Source organism: Ruminococcus bicirculans (ex Wegman et al. 2014), assembly GCF_000723465.1.
GTDB lineage: Bacteria > Bacillota > Clostridia > Oscillospirales > Ruminococcaceae > Hominimerdicola > Hominimerdicola aceti.
In genome coordinates this window covers 1542776-1565399 of sequence record NZ_HF545616.1, presented here as the reverse complement: position 1 = coordinate 1565399, position 22624 = coordinate 1542776, and the positions used below count along the sequence as shown (strand labels likewise).

Annotated in this window: 21 protein-coding genes; 8 read left to right on the top strand and 13 right to left on the bottom strand. The window is 40.9% G+C overall.

Going from position 1 to position 22624, the window contains the following annotated elements; all coding sequences use genetic code 11:
- Positions 1 to 10: 10 nt before the first annotated feature.
- From RBI_RS07145 to RBI_RS07130, 4 genes are read left to right on the top strand one after another with little or no spacing between them, the layout of a single operon-like run.
- Positions 11 to 553: a DJ-1 family glyoxalase III gene (locus RBI_RS07145; RefSeq protein WP_022286914.1), complete on the top strand. Its 543-nt coding sequence runs from the start codon at positions 11 to 13 to the stop codon at positions 551 to 553.
- Positions 550 to 1125, top strand: a complete 576-nt coding sequence (locus RBI_RS07140) for a 5-formyltetrahydrofolate cyclo-ligase (protein ID WP_038671996.1) — start codon at positions 550 to 552, stop codon at positions 1123 to 1125. The genes RBI_RS07145 and RBI_RS07140 overlap by 4 nt, the downstream gene beginning before the upstream one ends.
- A gap of 3 nt (positions 1126 to 1128) precedes the next feature.
- Positions 1129 to 2529: an endolytic transglycosylase MltG gene (mltG, locus tag RBI_RS14095; RefSeq protein ID WP_051706600.1), complete on the top strand. Its 1401-nt coding sequence runs from the start codon at positions 1129 to 1131 to the stop codon at positions 2527 to 2529.
- A gap of 18 nt (positions 2530 to 2547) precedes the next feature.
- Positions 2548 to 3771 (top strand): peptidase U32 family protein, encoded by a 1224-nt coding sequence (locus RBI_RS07130; RefSeq protein ID WP_178086261.1) that lies wholly within the window; start codon positions 2548 to 2550, stop codon positions 3769 to 3771.
- A gap of 38 nt (positions 3772 to 3809) precedes the next feature.
- Here the strand turns inward: RBI_RS07130 and RBI_RS07125 are convergent, their stop codons facing one another.
- Complete coding sequence (locus tag RBI_RS07125; RefSeq protein ID WP_038671994.1) at positions 3810 to 4790, bottom strand: tyrosine-type recombinase/integrase; 981 nt, start codon at positions 4788 to 4790, stop codon at positions 3810 to 3812.
- Positions 4791 to 5305: 515 nt separating this feature from the next.
- On the opposite strand from RBI_RS07125, the gene RBI_RS07120 reads away from it, so the two are divergent.
- Positions 5306 to 5980, top strand: a complete 675-nt coding sequence (locus RBI_RS07120) for a uracil-DNA glycosylase (protein ID WP_038671992.1) — start codon at positions 5306 to 5308, stop codon at positions 5978 to 5980.
- 43 nt (positions 5981 to 6023) lie between these two features.
- Here RBI_RS07120 and RBI_RS07115 read toward each other — a convergent pair whose 3' ends face one another.
- From RBI_RS07115 to RBI_RS07100, 4 genes are all read right to left on the bottom strand, one after another.
- Positions 6024 to 8318, bottom strand: coding sequence for a hypothetical protein (locus RBI_RS07115; protein ID WP_038671991.1), 2295 nt, complete (start codon positions 8316 to 8318; stop codon positions 6024 to 6026).
- A gap of 20 nt (positions 8319 to 8338) precedes the next feature.
- On the bottom strand, positions 8339 to 9112 hold the full coding sequence (rlmB, locus tag RBI_RS07110) for a 23S rRNA (guanosine(2251)-2'-O)-methyltransferase RlmB (RefSeq protein ID WP_038671989.1): 774 nt from the start codon (positions 9110 to 9112) through the stop codon (positions 8339 to 8341).
- 132 nt (positions 9113 to 9244) lie between these two features.
- Entirely contained in the window at positions 9245 to 9505 is a 261-nt protein-coding gene (locus tag RBI_RS07105; protein ID WP_022286905.1) for a hypothetical protein, read from the bottom strand.
- A gap of 532 nt (positions 9506 to 10037) precedes the next feature.
- On the bottom strand, positions 10038 to 10721 hold the full coding sequence (locus RBI_RS07100) for a DUF6062 family protein (protein ID WP_038671987.1): 684 nt from the start codon (positions 10719 to 10721) through the stop codon (positions 10038 to 10040).
- A 128-nt stretch (positions 10722 to 10849) separates the two neighbouring features.
- Between RBI_RS07100 and RBI_RS07095 the strand changes: the two genes are divergently transcribed.
- Positions 10850 to 11653: a DNA-3-methyladenine glycosylase family protein gene (locus RBI_RS07095; protein ID WP_051706598.1), complete on the top strand. Its 804-nt coding sequence runs from the start codon at positions 10850 to 10852 to the stop codon at positions 11651 to 11653.
- Between the two features lie 47 nt (positions 11654 to 11700).
- Here RBI_RS07095 and argS read toward each other — a convergent pair whose 3' ends face one another.
- The 6 genes from argS to RBI_RS07065 all read right to left on the bottom strand — a co-directional run bounded on the left by argS (position 11701) and on the right by RBI_RS07065 (position 17650).
- Positions 11701 to 13389: an arginine--tRNA ligase gene (gene argS, locus RBI_RS07090; RefSeq protein ID WP_038671985.1), complete on the bottom strand. Its 1689-nt coding sequence runs from the start codon at positions 13387 to 13389 to the stop codon at positions 11701 to 11703.
- 27 nt (positions 13390 to 13416) lie between these two features.
- Positions 13417 to 13854, bottom strand: coding sequence for a DUF1934 domain-containing protein (locus RBI_RS07085; protein WP_038671983.1), 438 nt, complete (start codon positions 13852 to 13854; stop codon positions 13417 to 13419).
- Between the two features lie 15 nt (positions 13855 to 13869).
- On the bottom strand, positions 13870 to 14679 hold the full coding sequence (gene murI / locus RBI_RS07080; RefSeq protein ID WP_022286900.1) for a glutamate racemase: 810 nt from the start codon (positions 14677 to 14679) through the stop codon (positions 13870 to 13872).
- Positions 14672 to 15754, bottom strand: a complete 1083-nt coding sequence (locus RBI_RS07075) for a D-alanine--D-alanine ligase family protein (protein WP_022286899.1) — start codon at positions 15752 to 15754, stop codon at positions 14672 to 14674. The genes murI and RBI_RS07075 overlap by 8 nt, the downstream gene beginning before the upstream one ends.
- A gap of 126 nt (positions 15755 to 15880) precedes the next feature.
- Complete coding sequence (gene hisA, locus RBI_RS07070; RefSeq protein ID WP_038671981.1) at positions 15881 to 16654, bottom strand: phosphoribosylformimino-5-aminoimidazole carboxamide ribotide isomerase; 774 nt, start codon at positions 16652 to 16654, stop codon at positions 15881 to 15883.
- A 9-nt stretch (positions 16655 to 16663) separates the two neighbouring features.
- Positions 16664 to 17650 carry a transglutaminase domain-containing protein gene (locus RBI_RS07065; protein WP_051706595.1) on the bottom strand — a complete coding sequence of 329 codons (987 nt, stop codon included), beginning with the start codon at positions 17648 to 17650 and terminating at the stop codon, positions 16664 to 16666.
- A gap of 235 nt (positions 17651 to 17885) precedes the next feature.
- Here RBI_RS07065 and RBI_RS07060 point away from each other — a divergent pair, with 235 nt between their 5' ends.
- Both RBI_RS07060 and RBI_RS07055 read left to right on the top strand, forming a co-directional pair.
- Entirely contained in the window at positions 17886 to 19826 is a 1941-nt protein-coding gene (locus tag RBI_RS07060) for an aconitate hydratase (RefSeq protein ID WP_038671979.1), read from the top strand.
- 233 nt (positions 19827 to 20059) lie between these two features.
- Positions 20060 to 21271: an NADP-dependent isocitrate dehydrogenase gene (locus RBI_RS07055; RefSeq protein WP_038671977.1), complete on the top strand. Its 1212-nt coding sequence runs from the start codon at positions 20060 to 20062 to the stop codon at positions 21269 to 21271.
- Between the two features lie 54 nt (positions 21272 to 21325).
- Here the strand turns inward: RBI_RS07055 and RBI_RS07050 are convergent, their stop codons facing one another.
- Positions 21326 to 21892, bottom strand: a complete 567-nt coding sequence (locus RBI_RS07050; protein WP_022286894.1) for a chromate transporter — start codon at positions 21890 to 21892, stop codon at positions 21326 to 21328.
- On the bottom strand, positions 21889 to 22473 hold the full coding sequence (locus RBI_RS07045) for a chromate transporter (protein WP_081855986.1): 585 nt from the start codon (positions 22471 to 22473) through the stop codon (positions 21889 to 21891). The genes RBI_RS07050 and RBI_RS07045 overlap by 4 nt, the downstream gene beginning before the upstream one ends.
- Between the last annotated feature and the right edge of the window lie 151 nt (positions 22474 to 22624).

The following is a 22624-nucleotide window of genomic DNA, read 5'->3' as shown; positions in this document are numbered from 1 at the left end:
GTCATTTGTTATGGTTTATGTATTTCTTGCCAATGGTTTTGAGGAAATGGAGGCTCTTGCCCCTGTGGATCTGCTCAGACGAGCAGGCGTTGAAGTTTTTACTGTAGGTGTAGGCTCTGATATGATAGTCAGCTCACACAACATTCCTGTCAAGACCGATACAACAGTGGATAAGATAGTTCTTAATGACGAGCTCGAAATGATAGTTCTCCCAGGTGGTATGCCGGGTACTTTAAATCTTGAAGCAAGCCCTGATGTGCTTGGTGCAGTTGATTACTGTGCTGATAATAACAGATACATTGCCGCAATATGTGCCGCTCCGTCCATAATCGGTCATAAGGGTCTTCTTGACGGCAGATATGCAACTTGTTTTCCAGGCTATGAGAAAGATCTTAAAGGTGCGATACATTCTGCCAGACTTGTGGCTGTTGACGGTAAGTTCATCACTGCAAAGGGTGCAGGCTGCAGCATGAAGTTTGCACTCAAGCTTGTTGAGCTTCTTGTTTCAAAAGAAAAGGCAGAAGCCCTTGAATCAGGTATGCAGAGCAAATGACAGATAAAAAAGCTTTAAGAAAGCATTTCAAAGAGATACGTCTTAGTATGTCTGCGGAAGAAAGAAAACAGGCAGATGTGGCTGTTCAGCAAGCTTTCCTTGACAGCGAGGAATATAAAAGCTGCACAACTGTGCTTGCATATGTTTCCTCTGATATTGAAGTGTCTACGGCGGAGATAGTAAGAAAGGCACTAAAGAGCAAGATAGTGCTATGCCCGAGATGTGAAAAAAATGGCAATATTATGTATTTTCACAGAATAAACAGCACCTATGATCTCAAAGAGGGTAGGTTTGGCATTTTTGAGCCTGATGAAAGTTGTGAGAAATACTGCGTTTTTGACAATGCATTGTGTATCGTGCCTGCGCTTTCGTATGATAAAGACGGATACAGGCTTGGCTTTGGTATGGGCTTTTATGACAGATTTTTGGCTGATTATAATGGCATAAAGTTAGGTTTATGTTATGATAACTGTATGTCAGAAAGCTTTTGTCATGACGGCTATGATATCTCTGTAGATAAGGTATTTACTGATAAGGATATATATACTATAAACACAAAGGAAAGGAAGTAAATAATGGACGATCTGAATTTTAATGTTGACGATATAATAAATGATGTCAACGCAAAGATAAAGTCTGCCGAGAAAAATGAAGCGGACGAAGAAAGCGTTGAAGCAGAGCCTATCGCTGACACTGAGAACAGTTCCGAAGCCTGTGAACAGGCAGATAATACTGACGAGAAACCACAGGAAACTCCAGAAGCGACCGATGACAAGCCTGAACCTATCCTGGCTTTTCACGAGGACAAGTCAGAGGAAGACAAAAGCGAGAAAGACGAGGATAAAAAGCCAGAGAAGCCCGAAAAGCAAGAAAAAAAGTCAAAAAGCGGCAAGAAGAAAAAGAAAAAAAGAAAGAAAAGCAAGGTGAATAATTCGGTGTTTGGCGGAATTATACTTGTTATAGTAATTCTTACAGTTTCTTTAGTGCTTGCAGTGGGCGGCATTTCTATTGGCATGGAGTATTATGGTATCGGAAAAACTGACGAGGATATCAGATTTAATATCCCTGCAGGCTCAACAAACAGTGAGATAGCTGATATACTTGTAAATGAGGGAGTTATAAAGAACAAAAAGCTATTTATGCTTGCTTTGAAATTTGAAAAGCCTGCAGCTATATATCCTGGTGATATCACACTTCAGCCATCAAGCGGATATTCTGAAATAATCGAAAAACTTTCACAAATGAGAGAGTCATACAAGACTGTAAGCATTACATTCACAGAGGGAGAAAATCTTCTTGACATAGCTAAAAAGCTTGAAGATAATGAGGTCTGCACTGCTGACGACTTCCTGTTTGAATTCAATAAAAATCAAGGCTTTGACTTTGAAAATGATGTTGATGATAACGGCGATATGTTCTATCGCATGGAAGGCTATTTCTATCCTGATACATATGAGTTTTATGTGAATGACAGTGCAGGAAACGTTACCAAGAAGCTTAGAGAGCAGTTTGAAAAGAAATACGAAACTGTCAAAGCTAAGATCAAAAATTCCGGTATGTCACTTAACGAAGTTATGACCCTTGCTTCTATCGTTCAGCTTGAAGCCGCTTCTGAGGACGAAATGCCAAAGGTAGCTTCGGTATTTCTGAACAGACTTGACGACCCTGACACCTATCCTATGCTCCAGTCTGATACAACAACAAATTATATTAAGAATGTTATAAAAACCGAGGCTGACAACACAGCTTCTATCGAGCATTATACCGAGTGTTATGATACCTATAAGTGCAAGGGCTTGCCGGCAGGACCAATATGCAACCCTGGTATGGCTGCAATAAACGCTGTTCTTGAGCCTAAGAAGACTGATTACTATTACTTCTGTAATAATCTTAAGACGGGCGAAACATTCTATGCAAAGACACTTGACGAGCATGAGGAAAATCTTGTTAAGGCTGGACTTGCAAAGAAAAAGTAATAAAGGATTGAATTTTTAATGACTGAAAATAATTTGCTTGAAGTTCTTGCTCCTGTGGGAGATATGGAACGTCTGTATGCGGCGCTGGATTTTGGTGCTGATGCAGTTTATCTTGGAGGTACGGCTTTCGGAATGAGAGCCGCCTCTGCAAGCTTTGACGCTGAGCTTCTGAAAAAAGCCTGTGACGAGGCTCACAGCAGGGGTAAGCGTGTGTATCTGACCTGCAATACGCTTCCTCATAATGACGAGATAGTGCATTTAGAGCAGTTTGTGAATGACGCTCTTGCGGCAGGCGTTGACGCTATGATAGCCAACGATATCGGTGTTTTCTCACTGATAAAAAAATATGCACCTGATATGGAGATCCATGTTTCCACACAGGCTGGTATAGTAAATTATGTTACTGCAAATGAATTTTATAACATGGGTGCTAAGAGGGTAGTGCTTGCAAGAGAGCTTTCTCTCGAGGAGATCGCCGAAATAAAAGCAAAGACCCCTAAAGATCTTGAAATTGAGTGCTTTGTACATGGTGCAATGTGCGTAAGTTTTTCAGGCAGATGTTTGCTTTCCCAGTACCTTGTAAACCGTGACGCAAATCGTGGCGAGTGCGCACAGCCTTGCCGCTGGGGATACCACCTTATGGAAGAAAAGCGCACCAATGAGTTTTATCCTGTTTTTGAGGACGAAAAAGGAACTTATATCCTCAACGCCAAGGATATGTGTATGCTCAACCACATTGATAAGCTTGCAGAGGCAGGCGTGAACAGCTTTAAGATCGAGGGCAGAGCTAAATCTTCGTATTATGTGTCCGTTATCACAAATGCCTACAGAAAGGCTATGGATATCTATAAGTCTGATCCTGAGCATTTTGAGTTGCCACAGTGGCTTAAGGATGAAGTTTTCAAGGTAAGCCACAGAGCATACTGCACAGGATTTTTCTTTGGACACCCAAAGGAGAGCCAGTATTACGAAAACGGCGGGTATATTCGTGAATATGATGTTGTGGCTGTGGTTGACGGTTGTAGCGGTGGAAGAATATACTGTACTCAAAAAAACAAATTCAACAAGGGCGACGAGATTGAAGTGCTTTCACCTGTTGGTAGCCCTGTGAAGTTCACCGTGGAGGAAATGTTTGATGAATACGACAACTCCATAGATACTGCAAATCATGCAGCTATGAAGATGTCGATAAGATCAGATCTGACGTTCCCAGAACATTCTATAATTCGTATGAAAAAATAGCAAAAAAGCCATGTGATTTTCCTCACATGGCTTTTTGTTTACTTCTTTTTCTTTTCAATTTCTTCAGACAATGGATTCGACTCCATGGCCTTTTTGATGTTTTCATCAGATAAATGTGTGTATATCTCAGTGGTCGCAATGCTTTTGTGACCGAGTATATCTTTCAGTACAAGAGTATCTACACCGCCGTGTTGGTACATTAGGGTTGCGGCTGTATGCCTGAGCTTGTGGGTGGTAATACCCAAATTGCTAAGTCCTGCACGTTGGAGCTGTTCATCTACTATTTGTTGAACACGTCGCTTGTTTATCCTTGTTTTGTTAGCCGACAAAAAAATGGCAGTTTGTTCCACGTGGGGGCGGGTAGTGTCAATATACTCATCAAGTGCAGAAACACAAGCGTCGTTAAGGTAAATAATGCGCTCCTTGCGGCCTTTGCCGAGGACACGCAGAGTTCTGTTATCTCGGCTGTAATCGCTTAAATTCAAGCCCACAAGCTCGCTCAGACGCATACCGCAGTTAAGGAACAGAGTAATGATACAATAATCACGCACCTGGTTTTTAGAGTCGATATTACGCAGAAGCTCAAGGCTTTGTTCAAGGGACAGATATTTAGGCAAGGCTTGATTTATATGTGGCAATTCAAGATCATCAAGCGGATTGTTTGAAATGAGCTTGGCTTTTTGGCAAAGATAAACATAGAATTGTTTCAAAGCTGAACATTTTCTCGCACGGGTTTTTGTGGAATTATTGCGCTCATCTTTGAGATACTTTAAATAAACATAAGCATCGTTTAGTGAAAAGCATTCGAGCCATTCTATTGGCGTTTCTTTTATTTTTATTTTATTGAAAGGCGTTTCGGCTGGAACTGCATGGTGTTTGACATTAAGATATCGCAGAAATGTTCGGATATCAATAAAATAAGCTTCTTCAGTGCGGTCAGAACGGTCTTTGACAACCTTCATGTTAGTTAGAAAATCGTCAAGATAATATGGGCAATCATCTACATATGCTTGTTTCATTTATATCTATTCTCCTTATTTATCACTTCTCTAAGTTTCACTAAATTTTTATTTAGTGAAACTTTCTGTGCACGCTGTGCGAGGGGCTGTTTGTGGCTCTTTTACGCTTTGTCGGCTCTCTCCGTTGTGTACTGCTTTAAGTATACACCCTACTTTGTGGACTGTCAAGCTATGCTACATTTGCGGTAATCCCTTGACAACAAAATTTATGATATCATATAAAACAAGGCGATGTTAAAACCTTGCTCATATGATATTTTTTTTGTGTATAGAAGTAGCTTACTTACGAACCTTTGTGAGCCACTTCATTATTTTTTGAACAAATTATTTTATAAATTTCCTCCAAACAGTTGATTTTACAGCGAAAATATGATAAAATCATAGTAGTATATTTTATGAAAGGAACGATAGTTAATGAACGACAAGAAACCTATGGTCATGAGAATACTCGTTCTCGCTTTGGTTGCCGCACTTATACTCGGTCTGATCGTCGGAACTGTCATTAGTGCTGTATAATGGTGCATATCGGAAATAGCTGGGACGATATTCTGGCTGATGAGTTTAAAAAGGAATATTATTTGAAACTCCGTGAATTTTTGAAATACGAATATTCACACTTCACTGTTTATCCTGATATGCATGATATCTTCAATTCATTGAAGTACACGCCTTATGAAAAAGTCAAGGCTGTTATCATTGGACAGGATCCTTACCATGGTCCGGGACAGGCTCATGGTCTTTGTTTTTCCGTTAAAGCTGGTGTTAATCCACCACCGTCTTTGCAGAATATTTTTAAAGAACTTAATGCTGATCTTGGTATCTCTATCCCTAATAATGGTGAGCTTACCGATTGGGCTAAGCAGGGTGTGCTGATGATGAACACTGTTCTTACTGTTCGTCAGGGTCAGCCTAATTCTCATAAGGGTAAAGGCTGGGAACAGCTTACTGACGCTGTAATAAAAAAGCTTAATGAGCGTAATGTGCCTACTGCGTTTATCCTTTGGGGTGGCAATGCTAAGGCTAAGGCACCACTTATAACGAACCCTATTCATGCAGTATTCAAGGCAGCTCATCCATCTCCATTGTCTGCGTATAATGGTTTTTTCGGATGCAGGCATTTTTCTAAGGTTAACGATTTCCTTGTAAGTAACAATATTCAGCCAATAGATTGGACAATAAGCAATAAGTAAAAAATAACCTCGGTTTGTTTCACTACAGACCGAGGTTTTATTTTTATAGTTTTTTGATGTGCTGTATAAGCAACGCTACTCCCATTACAATGAGGTTGTAGACGATAACTAGCGTTGGAGTAAGCTGAACAAATGAACCTGTCAGCATCATTATAAGGGCTATGAGCGCCGCAAGTATCGTTGCACCATACATCACTGACGCACCAAGTTCTGCGGTAAATTTGAGCCTTTTTGCGCCTATCACAAGCATTGCAAATGACGGAAAATGTCCGCTGCAAAGCATTGATGAAGCCTGACGTGGAACGTACTCGGTTTCGCTTTCGTAATCCTTGTGATATCTGAAGCTGAGAAGCTTAACGCTGTCGCTTTCAATATCAAAGAGATCAGAGAGAAAACGCTGTGAAAGAAAGCCGTCAACTGTTCTTATTACTGTTGTGATACCTTCAAGTTCAAGCTCCTGAAGCCAACGTGTAACGGACAGATTAGGCGATACCTGAATAACAAACATTGCTGCTGTTATTCCAGAAATAGAAAGATATACAGCAACATTCCCATTTGTATACTCCTTCTCTTTTGCTTCTGACGGCAGACCGTCAATAGAGTGGTTTTCCATAAGCTCTCTTGTACCAAGAAGTACACGTTTGTTTTCTATCCAGCCCGAAAGTCCAAGACCGTCCTCATAAATGTAGCTTTCAACAGGATAAAGCAACTCAGTCTTGCCTCTGAGCATTTTGTAGAATGTAGACTTAAGAACACTTCCCGATTGACAGCTAAGGCTTGCCGCCATTAAAATGCAGTCTTCAATAGAAATAGCTGAGAGAAGCTTAAGGTTTGCAAGCTCAATACTTCCTTTAGGGAAAAGCTGTTCAGCGTCAACAAGAAGTGAATTTGTGTCAGCAAATTCATCAACAGAAGAATATCCCAGCATTACCGCTGAATACTGCAAATACTTCTTTGTAGCTCTTGCCAAAGGTACATTTACTATAAGCATTACCGCAAACGAAGAACACATGGTAACAGTGCCTGAGAAAGCCGCAAGTGCTATAAACAAACGTTCTTTCATGTTTGACGCACCCTTATCAAATATAAGTGACAAAAGTGCTATAACAACGCCTGCAATGAGGATATAAGGACTTATTTTCTTTGAATACTCATCTGAGATATCAGAAGTGTAGCTGTTCTTCATAAAATCGTCCACAAACTCGGTTTTGCGCATAGCTGCTATCTTTGGCTCTGCAACAGCGCCTCTTGTGAAGTTTTCTGCTATTTCCTCATCTTCAACGGATGTAACTGCATATCTCTCAAAATCTCCTGCAACGTACCTAAAATTACGCTCAGTACGTTTTACCACCATAAGTTTTCCAAGAGTATTGAATATCAGACCCACGATTGCAACGGATATGTAAACATGGTAAACACTGTCACGAATAGACTCAGGGTCAAATAGATTTATTATTCCTGCAATGACTGTAATAAAAATACCTATCGCTGCTATTGTATCATTATCTGCCTCTTTTTTAAATAGGCTTTTCATTCCGGCAAGAAGCACGTTATAGCACACCGCTATAGAAATAAGGCCCAAAATAGTGTTTGCAAACAGATATGCCGCAGGGGTTATCGTTCTGTCAAATGTCTTTATAAGAGGCAGTTCCAGGTCATTTGCAACCGTGATGAATGTGCTGAAAATGCCCGTAAACAGAAGTACACAAAGCCTTAGAACAAGGTTGCTCTTCACATGACGGATAGAGCCAAAGACCTTTTCGGCATCATCAAACTTCTTAAACTCCGTCTGCCCTGCCTTGTCTTTATCGTTTGTATCATCACTGTCAGGCTCACTTTCCTGCTCGTCAGTTTTAAGAACAAAGCTGTCAACTTTCTTCTTTCTGTGCTGTGACAATATAGAGGATTTTTCCTCATAGGTGGCGTCATCAGGGATAAGTGCCTTGTCAAACTCCTCTGTTTTCGGGATTATTTTTCCCGTCAGTCCCATTTTGATATCTTTAAGGCTTGCCCTGTTCACAGGCGGAATGCTCTGCTTTGCAGCCTTGCCTTTTTTATGTTTGGTGAGATTATTTATAAGTGCAGCATTTTCCTCGTTACGTTTTTTCTCATTCGTATGATCTGACGCCAATTCATCATCAAAATCTGTTGCTTTTATTGGATCATAGCCGTCACTATCTATATCGCTGGTATCATTATCTTTTTCAATACTCTCATCAATATTAGTATCTTCATTTAAATTTTCATCGTTTTCCTGTGACTCGTCAGTCTTTAAATCATTTTCAACTTTTTCGCTGTATTCTGAAATTATATCGTCTATTGAGAATTTATCAGCCAAAGCTTTAACCTCCCTGTTCCTTATAGATTTCTCTGTCTTACGGCTTCATACATAAAAATGCCCGCCGCAACGGAAGCATTCAAAGAATTGACTTTGCCTGCCATAGGCAAACTAAGCAAAAAATCACATTTATCTTTTATTAAACGTCCCATGCCAAAGCCCTCAGAGCCGACTATCAGCCCTATAGGACCAGTTAGCTTAACTTCAGTATAGCTCTGTCCCTCGCCGTCAGTTCCATATATCCACACACCGTTTTCTTTAAGCATATCAATAGTTGCAGCAAGATTTGAAACTCTTGCAACAGGCAACCAGCTTGCTGCACCTGCGGACGTTTTGAAAACAGTTGCGTTCAATGATGCACTTCTTCTCTTTGGAATGATAACGCCGTGAGCACCTGCCGCCTCAGCCGTTCTGATTATTGCACCAAGATTGTGCGGATCTTCTATCTCATCGCAAATGATAATGAAAGGATCCTCTCCCTTTTCATTTGCGATGCTGAGAATATCCTCCGGAGACACATATTCCGCACACGCACCCATAGCAATAACACCCTGATGTGAAGCTCCCCTGCTCATATTGTTGAGTTTTGTTTCGGTAACACGCTTGACATTTATGCCTTTTTCCTTTGCAAGTCTACAAATAAGTGTTATAGAGCCTTTAGCCTCAGGGTTAATATAGATAGTGTCGATCAGCTTATTTGCTTTTAAAGCCTCGATAACAGGGTTTCTGCCAATTATAAGCTGCAGTTCATTTTCTTCGTCTAAATTATTATTTTTATCTTGATAATTACTCATTGAATTTTCCTTTTCAAAAAAATATACTACTCGTAATTATACCACAAAAAAAACATAATGCCAATAGTAAACAGGCTTTTTATATAGACTTTCGACGATTTACACAAATTTTATCAATGATATTTATGCTTATCACATACACAATGCGATAAGCAGCAGAACAAGCATTGCCACACCAATTATAGTTGATATCACAGCCGCAAAGTTGAATTTTCTGTTTGTCGAAAACATTTTGTCCCCCGTTATCGCACTTGCGATATCAACAGCATTTTTTCTTAAAATATCAGGGTGTAGATGATTTTTATTTGCGTTTACAAATAATAGAATCTTATCAAAACATTCATTTTCTGTACACTTTATTTCGATGATTTGTTTATTAATTCCTTTAAGCATTAAAGTCAACTCCTCTAAATACCAATTACTTGATTATATTACTGATTGTTGGCATTTAAAAAGTGCAATATTCAACATTTCAACGCAAAAATGTTGAATATGAAAAGTTTTCAACATTCGTAGGGGCATTTTCTGTTGAAAACCATGTTGAAAACGTTGAAAACTCATGGTTTTATCGGTATTTGCAGGCTGTTGAAAACTTCATATTATAACGAAAATCGACCATTTAAGCGAAAAAACGCTAACTTTTGGGAACAAATACATACGAGAATGTTACGAATATATTAACATACAAACTTGTCTGTTGAAGGTTATTTGTTAGCAGTGGAATGACCGCACTTTACATAATTTTTGAATTTGTTTGAGAATAAATTTACAATGCTAGATCCAAAGTACAAAAAAATGACCCGATCAAAGAACAATGACCTATTAAATGATATAAGCTGATCTTCTGTACATATAATTGTACTTTTACAATGTTCTGCATAAAATCTAAGCTGTAACCATTGTAACGAAAAGTAACGAAAATTTCTTATCTTGTGGTAAGAAATTTTATAGCACGCTCTATGGAGTCTTTTGAGTTTCCCCAATCGGCATTTGCTCCTGTGTTACGGTAGTCATACATCTTACAGTAGTGTGATACGTCCGCTTCAAGAGTGTCAAGATATTTGCTTGTCAGCTCGCCGCAAGCGTCAATAAACTGCTTCTGATATTTCTTATCCATATTTTCAGTACACATAGACACTAAAAGGTCATAGTGCGGCAGACAAAGCATTTCCTGCTGAGCAAAAAGATCTCTGAAATCACGCTGTTGAACATACATCTCAAACAGCGTAACGAGTATCCTTGACATTCCCCAATCCACCTTGCTGCATACAAAACATTCGTTATTTACTGCGCTGACTTTCTTTTGCTTTGCTGTCTTGCCCTCGAACATTTTCTTTCGTGTGAAAATATGCTTTTGCATATCCTGCAAATGTGATTGAAGCATAAGCGCAAGTGACAGTCTATTTTTGCAGGCTCTCATCTGTTCAAAATGTGTTTTGCAGAAACCGAGCTTATTGGTCTCCATACGCACGTCTGGCTCCATCATAGCCGCTCCCATTATGTACTCAACAGTTCTCTGCTCCAACGTATCACGCAGGCGGCATATTGGACAGCCGCATTTCGGCTTAAATATATCTGTGACAGGTATTGTTAGAATGCTTTCTCTCATATGATCTATCCTTTCTTAGATATGTTTACTTTATCCGCTTGAAAAATACTAATATTTATAGTATAATATTTTTTGTAGAATTTTGCAAGTAGATTCGATGATTTTATGATAAATAGGAGCTGAATTTTATGGATTATACACAAAGCGGCAGTGACATTTTGCTGAAACAGCCTGATTTTGGACTAGATGATACACTTGATTGCGGACAGGCTTTTCGCTGGGAGAAGATAGATAAAAAAACTTACAGCGGAGCTTTCCTTAACAACAAACTTACCATAAGTGAGGAACCCGAAAATGGCGTGTTTAGGCTTCATGACACTACTGTGCAGAACTTTGAAAACATTTGGATCGATTATTTTGACCTGAATACTGATTACGGGGAGCTTAAACGCCGCTTCTCTGAGAACGAAACTCTGTCAAAAGCCTGCTCATTTGCAGGCGGCATAAGAATACTCAGGCAGGACAGTTGGGAGGCGTTATCTTCCTTTATAATAAGTCAGAATAACAATATCCCAAGGATAAAGGGCATTATAGGACGTTTGTGTGAGCATTATAGCGGCTACCCTTCTGCTGAAGATATGGCAGATGAAACTATAGACAGCCTTGCGTATCTGCGTTCAGGGTTCAGAGCAAAATATCTTGTTGACGCCATTGAAAAGGTTTTGAGTGGTGAGATAGACTACCAAAAGATAAAAGAAATGCCCCTTGACGATGCACGAAACGAGCTTATGAAGATCAAGGGCGTTGGTCCGAAAGTTGCTGATTGTACACTGCTTTTCGGCTTTTACAAAACGGACGCTTTCCCAAAAGACGTGTGGGTGAAGCGAGTGCTTGCACAGTGGTATCCGAACGGACTTCCCTCTTGTGTGAAGGGTGTTGAGGGCATTGCACAGCAATATCTATTCCACTACATAAGAAATACCCAGAAATAACAAAAGACCCGATCGTGGAGTTTTCCACGGTCGGGTCTGATATTTTATTACATAGACTCTGGGCAAGTTATCTTGAGCATATCAAGAATATTCTTTATTACCTGCTTAACTGCAAGTGAAAGTGAAAGTCTTGCCTGCATAACGCTCTCGTCTTCTCCCATGATACGGCAGTTGTTATAGAATTTGTGATACATTGTAGCAAGGTCTATAACATACTTTGTTACCTTAGCTGGGTCATAAGCCTTTGCAGCCTCGTTTATAACGTTCGGCAGAGTAGCAAGGTGTTTTATCATCTCCTGCTCCTCAGGGGCTGTGAGGACGCTGAGAGCCGCCTTGTCGAGGCTCTTAACTTCAATGCCCTCTTCGTTCATCTTTTTAAGGACAGAACAAATTCTTGCGTGTGCATACTGTACATAATAAACAGGGTTCTGGCTTGTCTGAGATACGGCAAGGTCAAGGTCAAAATCGAAGTGAGAGTTAGGCTCACGGAGATTGAAGAAAAATCTTGCTGCGTCTATCGGTATTTCGTCAAGAAGAGTTGACAGAGTGATAGCTTTGCCTGAACGCTTGGAAAGCTTATACTTTTCACCGTTACGGACAAGGTTTACCATTTGCATGATAACAATGTCAAGTCTGTCAGCGTCAACGCCAAGTGCTGTCATAGAAGCTTTAATACGAGCTATATATCCGTGGTGGTCCGCACCGAAAATATCTACAGCCTTATCGAATTTTCTTACTGCAAGCTTGTTGTAGTGATATGCGATATCAGGCACAAGATATGTTGGCACACCGTTTTCACGAACGAGAACTCTATCCTTTTCGTCACCGAACTCTGTTGTTTTAAACCAAAGGGCACCGTCTTTTTCATAGGTATGACCGCTTGCTTTGAGCTGTTCGATAACTCTCTGAACTGAGCCGTCCTTATGAAGTGTGCTTTCGTTGAACCACTTGTCATACTGTATTCTGTATTTGCCAAGGTCGTCGTGAAGCTTCTGAATGTTCTTTGGCAGAGCAAAATCGCAAAGTGCCTGACGGCGTTCCTCGCTGTCAGCGTTCACATACTTGTCGCCGTATATCTCATTGAATGCGTTTGCATGGTCGATTATGTCCTGACCCTGATAAGCATCCTCCGGAAGCTCAGTTTCAGGCTTGTATATCTGAAGATATCTAACTTCGAGTGAAGTCTTGAACTTCTCTATCTGATTGCCTGCGTCATTGATATAGAACTCTCTTGCTACCTCATAGCCTGCCTTTTCAAGAACAGACGCAAGACAATCGCCTATAGCTCCGCCTCTTGCATTGCCTATGTGCATAGGACCTGTTGGATTTGCAGAAACAAATTCCACAAGAACGCTCTTCCCTGCGCCAAGGTCAGTTTCGCCGTATTTCTCTTTCTGCTCCAAAACAGTGGCAACTACAGTTGCATACCATTCAGTAGAATAGAAAAAGTTGATGAACCCAGGACCTGCCACTTCACATCTTGCAAAGTATGAGCCGTTAAGGTCTATCTTTGATACGATAGCTTCTGCTATTTTTCTTGGATTGTTTCTGAAAGGTCTTGCACATACCATTGCGGCATTAGTGGAAACGTCACCGTTTTTTGAGTCGGCAGGTATCTCCGTATTAAATGCAGGAACAGGCTCTGCTGGAAAAGTTCCGTCTGCAACAAGCTCGCCCATAGCCTTCATTACAAGCTCCTTAGCCTGAATAAATGCGTCGCTTATGAGATTAGTCATATTATTTTTCCGTCCTTCCAAATATAATTATGCGACAACATTTGCCGCTTTTACTTCTATAGCTATCTCAAAATCACCGATATAGCTTGAATTGACATCTAAAACATAGTGAAAGAAAAGCATTCCACCGTTTTCGTCAAGATCTGATCTTATGGTTTTAGCGGTTATGCCTATCATAAAATCACCGTATGGAGTGCCATAAACGCAATGCTGCTTTTCGCCCATATCAACAACAAGATTCGCTTCAACCGTTCCGGTTCTGTTCATAGTCACCTTGCGGCAGCCTTCGGTTTCTAGCGTTGTAACGCTTCCTTCAAATCCTGTTGCCTCAGACTCCTCATACGATATGCGATATCCTTTTTCGGTTGCTTCATAAAGTCCTGCTGAGATAAGCTCTGTTTCTTCTTTTGTATTACCGTCGCTTTGACGGCTAACAAGTTTTATTGATACTTCCTTGCTGGTCAAATAAAATCCTCCAGTTTACAGCTTTAGGCTGCATTTTGATATTTGTGCATTGATATTGTTTCCGAGAAAACGTTCAACATTCTCAGAAAACAGCTCAACGCTGTCGGTACAGTAAAGCTCAAGGCTCTCACGCTCTTCTCTTTCAGCCGTATCATCGCTGTATGAAAGGGAGTTGAGTGCATATTTCGCAAGCTCTGCACCTGATGAAACAAGTGTTACACCCTCGCCCATTATATCTGAAATTAGTTCAGTGAGGTGTGGATAGTGAGTACAGCCGAGAATAAGCGTATCAACGTCTTCTTTTTTCATTATTTCAAGATACTCCTGTGCGATATACCTTGCAGGCACGCAATCAGGGGCAGTATAGCCATTCTCTACCAGTGGTACGAACATAGGACAAGCCTTGCCGACCACCTTGATGTTAGGGTTAATGCTTCTTATAGCTTTGCCGTAAATGCCGCTCTTTATGGTCGCACTTGTGGCTATAACGCCTATCCTGTTATTCTTTGTAGCAGAGCAGGCAGCCTTTACAGCAGGCTCAACAACTCCGCTTATGGAGATATCTGACTTTATATCCATTGCAGGCAATACAGAAGAAACTGTACCGCAAGCAACGAGTATCATTTTAACGTTATGCTGTTTAAGAAACTCTATATCCTGTCTGGCATAGCTCATTATAGTCTCTCTGCTTTTTGAGCCGTATGGCACTCTTGCCGTGTCGCCAAGATAAACGATATTTTCATTTGGCAGAAGCTTTATAAGCTCTTTCACACAGGTAAGCCCGCCAACTCCTGAGTCGAAAACTCCAATGGCGGCGTTATTCATAATCAACCTCCGCCTTATCAAGTGCCAGCTTGATAAGCTTATCTTCCTGCTGTGCAGGGGTCATTCCCTCGTACTGCATAAGCTGTGGATACATACTTATAGGCGTGTGACCTGGGAGAGTATTTATCTCGTTAAGAATAACAGTGCCGTCTTTCATAAGGAAGAAGTCTACTCTTGAAAGTCCGCTGCAGCCCATTGCTCTGTATGCCTTGACAGCCGTCTTTCTTATTTCTTCAATGCTTTCCTCGCTCATTCTTGCAGGGATAAGCGTTTTGGAAGCGGCGTCATTATATTTTGCGTCAAAATCGTAAAACTCGTCATTTGCGGAGCATACTTCACCGACAGTTGAAGCAAAAGGCTCGTCATTGCCCATTACCGCACACTCGCACTCCATGCCTACTATAGTTTCTTCTACAATGACCTTGCTGTCATGAGCAAATGCAAGCTTGATAGCAGATTTAAGCTCGTCTCTGTTTTTAGCTTTTGAAACGCCCACCGAAGAACCACAGTTTGCAGGCTTGACGAACATAGGATAGCCAAGCTTGCTTTCCATTTCGTCGCACTTTTTGTCAAGATGTGAAAGCTCTGAGGTTATAATGCCTACCCACTTTGCTGTCTTTATGCCGTTTGCGTCAAGAACAGTGTGTGTAAGTCCCTTATCCATGCAGTTTGCAGAGGATATGCAGTCACAGCCTACAAATGGTATCTCAGCAAGCTGAAAAAGCCCCTGAATAGTGCCGTCTTCACCGTTCTTTCCGTGAAGGACTGGGAAAATAACGTCAACTTTTACATTCTGATATTCGCCGTTTTCGCCAAGAGCGATAAAGCCCTTGTGAAGAGGGTCAGGGCTGAGAACGCATGGAACATTATCAGGGTGCTGTTCCCATTTGTTTGACGCAATATCGTCAACATCTCCTATATATTTCATCCAGTGACCTTTTTTTGTTATTCCGATACAAATAACATCATATTTGTCCTTTGGTATACTCTTTATAACGTGAGTTGCAGAAACAACAGATACGTCGTGCTCGTTTGATTTTCCGCCGAAAATAACGGCAACTCGGATCTTAGACATAAAAATTCGTCCTTTCTGAATTAGTATCATAATATTATAACATATTTCCGCTAAAATTGCAAATCTTTTTGTGCCAAAATATGCAGCAAACAGCTATAAATATTGTGTTTATTGCATAAGGCGTGGCTATTTGCCGTAGACAGCGACTTTTTCAAAGTTCATATTTCCACCGAAAATGTCAAGGGCAGAGCCTATGGTGAAATCTATCTTTCCCCTGCCGAGTTCTTTCAGGTTATCGAGATCCTCAAATGATGAAATTCCTCCGGCATAGGTCGATGGAATGGTGCAGTATTCTCCCATTATCTTTGCTATCTGCGGCTCAATGCCCTTTGCTTTGCCCTCTGTGTCAACAGCATGGATAAGAAATTCATCACAATATTTTGAGAACATTTCTAAGGTCTGGCTGTTCATTTCAATATCGGTGAATTTCTGCCAACGGTCGGTCACAACGTAATACTTCCCGTCCCTTTTGCGGCAGGAAAGGTCAAGAACAAGTCTGCTTTTGCCAACGGACTTCACCAGTCTGTTCAGATTATCGAAATTAACAACACCGTTTTTGAAAACAAAGCTCGTCACGATAACGTGACTTGCGCCCTTTTCAAGAAATTGTGCGGCGTTTTCATCATTTATTCCGCCGCCTATCTGCAATCCGCCCTCAAATGCGGATAATGCACTGTAGGCTTGTTCGAGGTCTGCGTTGTAAAATTCGCTGCCGACAGGGTTCAGTATAATAATATGTCCCCCCGTCAGTCCGTATGACTTATAAAGCTTGCCATAATAAGCTCCGTCATATTCTGAAACGAAGTTATCCACAGCATAATTATTTTTGTCAGAAAGGCTTCCGCCCACTATCTGTTTTACATTACCGTTATGGATATCTATGCAAGGTCTGAATTTCATTGCTCTCTCCTATCTGAATTTTCTCATGTACATCACCAAAACTATATCATTTCCGTTTTGAACGCGTTGACAGTATACTTGATGATCTGTATGCTTTTCGCAGAAGCTGTCAAAAACTTTGCTAAGCCCTTTGATATTTTCCTCATTGAAGTTCGTGTCTATCTGGTCAGTTTCACTGAATTGAAAATCGCTCATATCTGACGTTACCGCCACGCTGTCCTGCATATTATCCAAAGCCTTTTCCATAAGACTCTCTATCTCATTTACTGAGTTTATATGCGTAACTGTCTGCGTAATATAGCTGAACTTTGTACTATCTGTATCAGGAAGCTCTGTATCGTCCCAGACGTGTTTTGTTTTCATGTATTCTTTTGAGACGTTAAAATACTTGTGCCTTACTGGTCTATCCGTAAAGTCAGGGATAGGGTCGTCCCAGCAGGCATCAACATAATACCAGCTTTCTCCTATTTGAACTATGTTCCATGAGTGATCGTCGCCCTCAAAATCTGTGGCGTATATGGTCTTGCAGGGTATTTCCAGCATATCCATAAAAAGCTGAAACGTTGTGGAATAGCCTGAGCATATTGCTTTTCCGTTTATAAGACAGCCATATGGATTATCAGAGTTTGGCAGGCCAATACCAAGCGCATTGAGATGTGCTTCGTCATAGCTTGAACAGCCGACTATATAATCATGTACCGCAAGCTCTTTTTCGTAATCGTTCATGTCAAGGGTAATAAGTTTTTCAATGGCTGAAACGGCTTTGTTGTATATTTCAAGCTGTTTATCATCAAGATTTGCTGTATTGCCTGAGAGATAAGCCTGAGATATAGGCGTGCTGTCATAGTAGGAATTTGTGCTGTCGCTGTCAGCACTTGATGACGTAGTCACGGCAGAGGAATTATCCACAACTGTTGTGGGCTTTTGTGACTCTGTACAGCCTGTCAGACATAGTATCACCGCCGATAATAATATCAAAACAGTTTTTGCTTTCATGCTTTTCACCGCCTTGTTTTCTCTGATAACACAACTATTATATAATATACGCTTTGCCGTGTCAAGTAAGGATATCGTAAGAAATGAAAATTTATACAGTAAATTGACGTATACCATGCAAAAATATGCACTAAAACGCTATAAAATCAAGCAAATGTTTATATTTACCTTGACAAAAATCGCAATTTGTTATAAAATATTAATATCAGTTATTTTTGAAAGGATTGTTGTTACAATGGGACTTACTTTAACAGAAAAAATACTTAAAGCACATCTTGTTGACGGCGAATTTGTTAAGGGTCAGGAGATCGGTATCCGTATCGACCAGACACTTACTCAGGACGCAACAGGTACAATGGCTTATCTTGAATATGAGGCAATGGGCGTTCCTCGTGTCAGAACGGAAAAGTCTGTAGCTTATATCGACCACAACACGCTTCAGTCAGGCTTTGAGAATGCCGACGACCACAGATTTATCGGTTCTGTCTGCAAGAAGCACGGCATTTATTTTTCACGTCCCGGAAACGGTATCTGTCATCAGGTACATCTTGAGCGTTTCGGTATACCAGGTAAGACCCTTATAGGCTCTGACAGCCACACTCCAACAGGCGGTGGTATCGGAATGATCGCTATAGGTGCAGGTGGACTTGATGTTGCAGTTGCAATGGGTGGTGGTGCTTATTACATCACATATCCTAAGATAGTAAAGGTAAATCTCACAGGCAAGCTTTCTCCATGGGTATCAGCTAAGGACGTTATCCTTGAAGTTCTCAGAAGAATGTCTGTAAAGGGCGGCGTAGGCAAAGTTATAGAATACTGCGGTGAGGGCGTAAAGACACTTACAGTCCCTGAGAGAGCAACTATCACAAATATGGGTGCTGAGCTTGGTGCAACCACATCTATCTTCCCTTCTGACGAAACAACACTTGCATTTCTGAAGGCTCAGGACAGAGCTGACGTATGGAGCGAGCTAAAGGCTGATGATGACGCTGTCTATGACGAACAGATAGACATCGATCTTTCACAGCTCGTACCACTGGCTGCCTGTCCTCATTCTCCTGACAACGTTAAGAGCGTAAATGAGATCGGAAAGCTTAAGATAGATCAGGTTTGTATCGGCTCATGCACAAACTCTTCTTATGTTGACATGATGAAAGTAGCTCACATTCTTAAGGGCAAGACAGTTGACCCTAGCGTTTCACTTGCAATCGCTCCAGGCTCAAAGCAGGTACTTAACATGATCGCTGAGAACGGCGCACTTGCTGATATGATAGCAGCAGGCGCAAGAATACTTGAATCCGCTTGCGGCCCATGTATCGGTATGGGTCAGTCACCTAACTCAAAGGGTGTTTCACTTAGAACATTCAACAGAAACTTTGAGGGACGTTCAGGCACAAAGGATGGTCAGATCTATCTGGTATCACCTGAAATGGCTGCTGTTTCAGCTCTCACAGGCTACCTCACAGACCCAAGAACACTTGGAGATATGCCTGAGTTCAAGCTTCCTGAACATTTCAAGATAAACGACAATATGGTTGTTCCGCCAGCTGACGAGGCTGATATGGACAGCGTTGAGGTTCTTAGAGGACCAAATATCAAGCCTTTCCCACAGACTTCACCGCTTGATGACAGCATTGATTGTCAGGTATCACTTAAGGTGGGCGACAACATCACAACCGACCACATCATGCCTGCCGGTGCGAAGATACTTCCATTGCGTTCAAATATCCCTGCTATATCACAGCATTGCTTTACAGTATGTGATGAGGACTTCCCAAGACGTGCAAAGAACATGGGCAAGTCAATAATCGTTGGCGGCTCAAACTATGGTCAGGGTTCATCAAGAGAACACGCAGCACTTGCTCCTCTCTATCTTGGCATAAAGGCTGTTCTTGTTAAGAGCTTTGCAAGAATACACAGAGCTAATCTTATCAACGCAGGTATCCTTCCGCTCACATTTGTAAATGAAGCTGACTATGACAAGATAAATCAGGGCGATGAGATCGTTCTTGCTGACGTTCGTGCAGATGTTGAGGCTGATATGTCTAAGCTCATTGTTGTGAATAAGACAACAGGTGTTGAGATACCAGTTCTCTGCGAGCTTACAGGCAGAACAAAGGATATTATCCTTGCAGGTGGTCTGCTTGACTACACAAGAGAACAGCTCTCAAAATAATGAAGTCTGATATGGAGGTCCCTATGGGGATTTTCTCGAAACTTTTCGGCACAAAGGACAGCACTCCGGAAATGAAAAACTATTCTTTTATTGCCGATATTGCCGCATTTATTACGGACAATGACAGCGACAACTAGGAGCTTATAATTGCAAGTCTTGACGTTTACAAAAAGATATCTGCGATAGCTAAAAACAACGGATATTCCATTATTACTTTATAGGAGGTCTTACCAATGGCAAAAATTCAGATGAAAACACCGCTCGTTGAAATGGACGGCGACGAAATGACCAGAATTATCTGGCAGGATATAAAGGATATTCTTCTTACTCCATATATTGACCTTAAAACAGAATACTATGATCTTGGTCTTGTTCATAGAAATGAGACCGACGATCAGGTAACTGTTGACTCTGCAAACGCTACAAAGAAATACGGCGTTGCTGTTAAGTGCGCAACTATCACACCTAACGCTGCGAGAATGCCTGAATACAACCTCAAGGAAATGTGGAAATCCCCTAACGGCACTATCAGAGCTATCCTTGACGGTACAGTTTTCAGAACTCCTATCCTTGTTAAGGGTATCACTCCATACATTCCTACATGGACAAAGCCTATCACTATCGCTCGTCACGCATACGGCGACGTTTATAAGAACGTTGAAATGAAGTGTCCTGCTGGCTCAAAGGCAGAGCTTGTTTGCACTGACAAGGACGGCAAGGAAACTAGAGAAACAATTTACAACTTTGAGTGCGACGGAATTATTCAGGGTCAGCATAACAAGTCAACTTCTATCGCTTCATTCGCAAGAGCTTGCTTTAATTTTGCACTTGATAAGAAGCAGGATGTTTGGTTTGCTACAAAGGATACTATTTCAAAGAAGTATGACCACACATTCAAGGATATCTTCCAGGAGATATATGACAACGAGTACAAGGCTAAGTTTGAAGCGGCTGGTATCGAGTATTTCTATACTCTTATCGACGATGCTGTTGCAAGAGTTATTCGTTCAAACGGCGGTTATATCTGGGCCTGCAAGAACTATGACGGTGACGTAATGTCTGACATGGTAGCTACAGCATATGGCTCACTGGCTATGATGACTTCTGTTCTTGTTTCACCTGACGGAATCTATGAATATGAGGCTGCTCACGGTACTGTTCAAAGACACTATTACAAGCACCTCAAGGGCGAAGAAACTTCTACAAACTCAGTTGCCACACTGTTCGCATGGACAGGCGCTCTGAGAAAAAGAGGCGAACTCGATAACCTGCCTGAGCTTATGAACTTTGCTGATTGTCTTGAAAAGGCAACTATCGAAACTATTGAAGACGGTGTTATGACAGGTGATCTTTATCTGCTTTCTACACTTGAAAATAAGAAGAAAGTAAATACAGTGGACTTCCTTAAGGCTGTTGACGAGAGACTTAAAAAGCTTCTGGGTTAATTTTCATATCACAAATATTAAAAGCTGTAGCACTTTGCGGTGTTACAGCTTTTTTTAATAGAATATTATGCCGAGAAAGGCGGAGCTTACGATAATTGTGATCGGTGAGAGCTTGAATTTCTTCAGTTTCAAAAGAAGCACATCTGCCAAGGCTATGAGCAGGAATATTATCAACGCTTTATAGTCAAAAGCAGGCTTTGAATTTATGGTGGTGATATTTAGCAGTGAAGATAAAGCCATTGTAATGCCAGTGGCGAGTATCATTGCAACAACGCAAGGACGAATGCCTGAAAGCATTGCTTTTACCCCTGAGTATTTCAGCAAATCTTTCATGATCGAAGCTATGATGAATATTATCACGAACGAAGGCAACACAACGCCAAGAGTGGCTATCAATCCGCCTATGAAACCTGCCTGCGATGAGCCTACAAAGGTCGCCATGTTCACGGCAAGTGGTCCAGGTGTGGACTCAGATACGGCAATAAAGTTCACAAATTCGTCCTCACTGAGCCAGCCAAAGGTAAGAACTTTTTCACGGATAATGGATATCATTCCGTATCCTCCGCCGAATGACACTGCGCCTATTTCCAGAAAAATGAGAAAAAGTTTGAGATATATCATTTTATTGTACTTCTCTTTCTGAGGGTTTTAATCAGATACACGGCAATGCCCACAGCACCACTTATGATAATATAAAATACTGATGAAAACTTCACAGAAAAAAGTGTGAAAAGTATCATCATTATGAAAACTCCAAGAATTATAATTTTGTCAAGCAATGTGTTATCAAGTGCTTTCAACATTCTTAGTCCTGCAGTAAGTATGAGATATATTACGCCCACCTGAATGCCACGGAATCCAGCGTAGACTACTTTTAAAGACAGAAATTTGTCAAAGAAAAGTGATATTATGTAGATTATAAAAAACGACGGTATGCACACACCGACAGTTGCCGCAATAGCACCCAGCACACCGCCTATTTTGTAGCCGATATATGTAGCACTGTTTACAGCAGTTGGTCCGGGGGTGGACTCTGATATAGCTGTCATATCGAGAAATTCTTTTTTATCAAGCCAATTTTTGCGCACACAAAATTCTGTTTCTAGCAAGGCTATCATTGCATATCCTCCGCCAAAGGTAAAAACGCCTATCTTAAGAAAGGTCAGAAACAATGTTCTTATATTTGAATTGTCATTTTTCAAAAAAACTCACCTCTTTTTATATTATAACGAACTTGTCCTAGTTAGTCAATGCTTTTATTAGTATTTGCTGATTTATTACGAAACATTAAAATAATCTATAATTATGTGTAAAACAGTTGACAATAGTCGATATATGGTGTATAATATATTT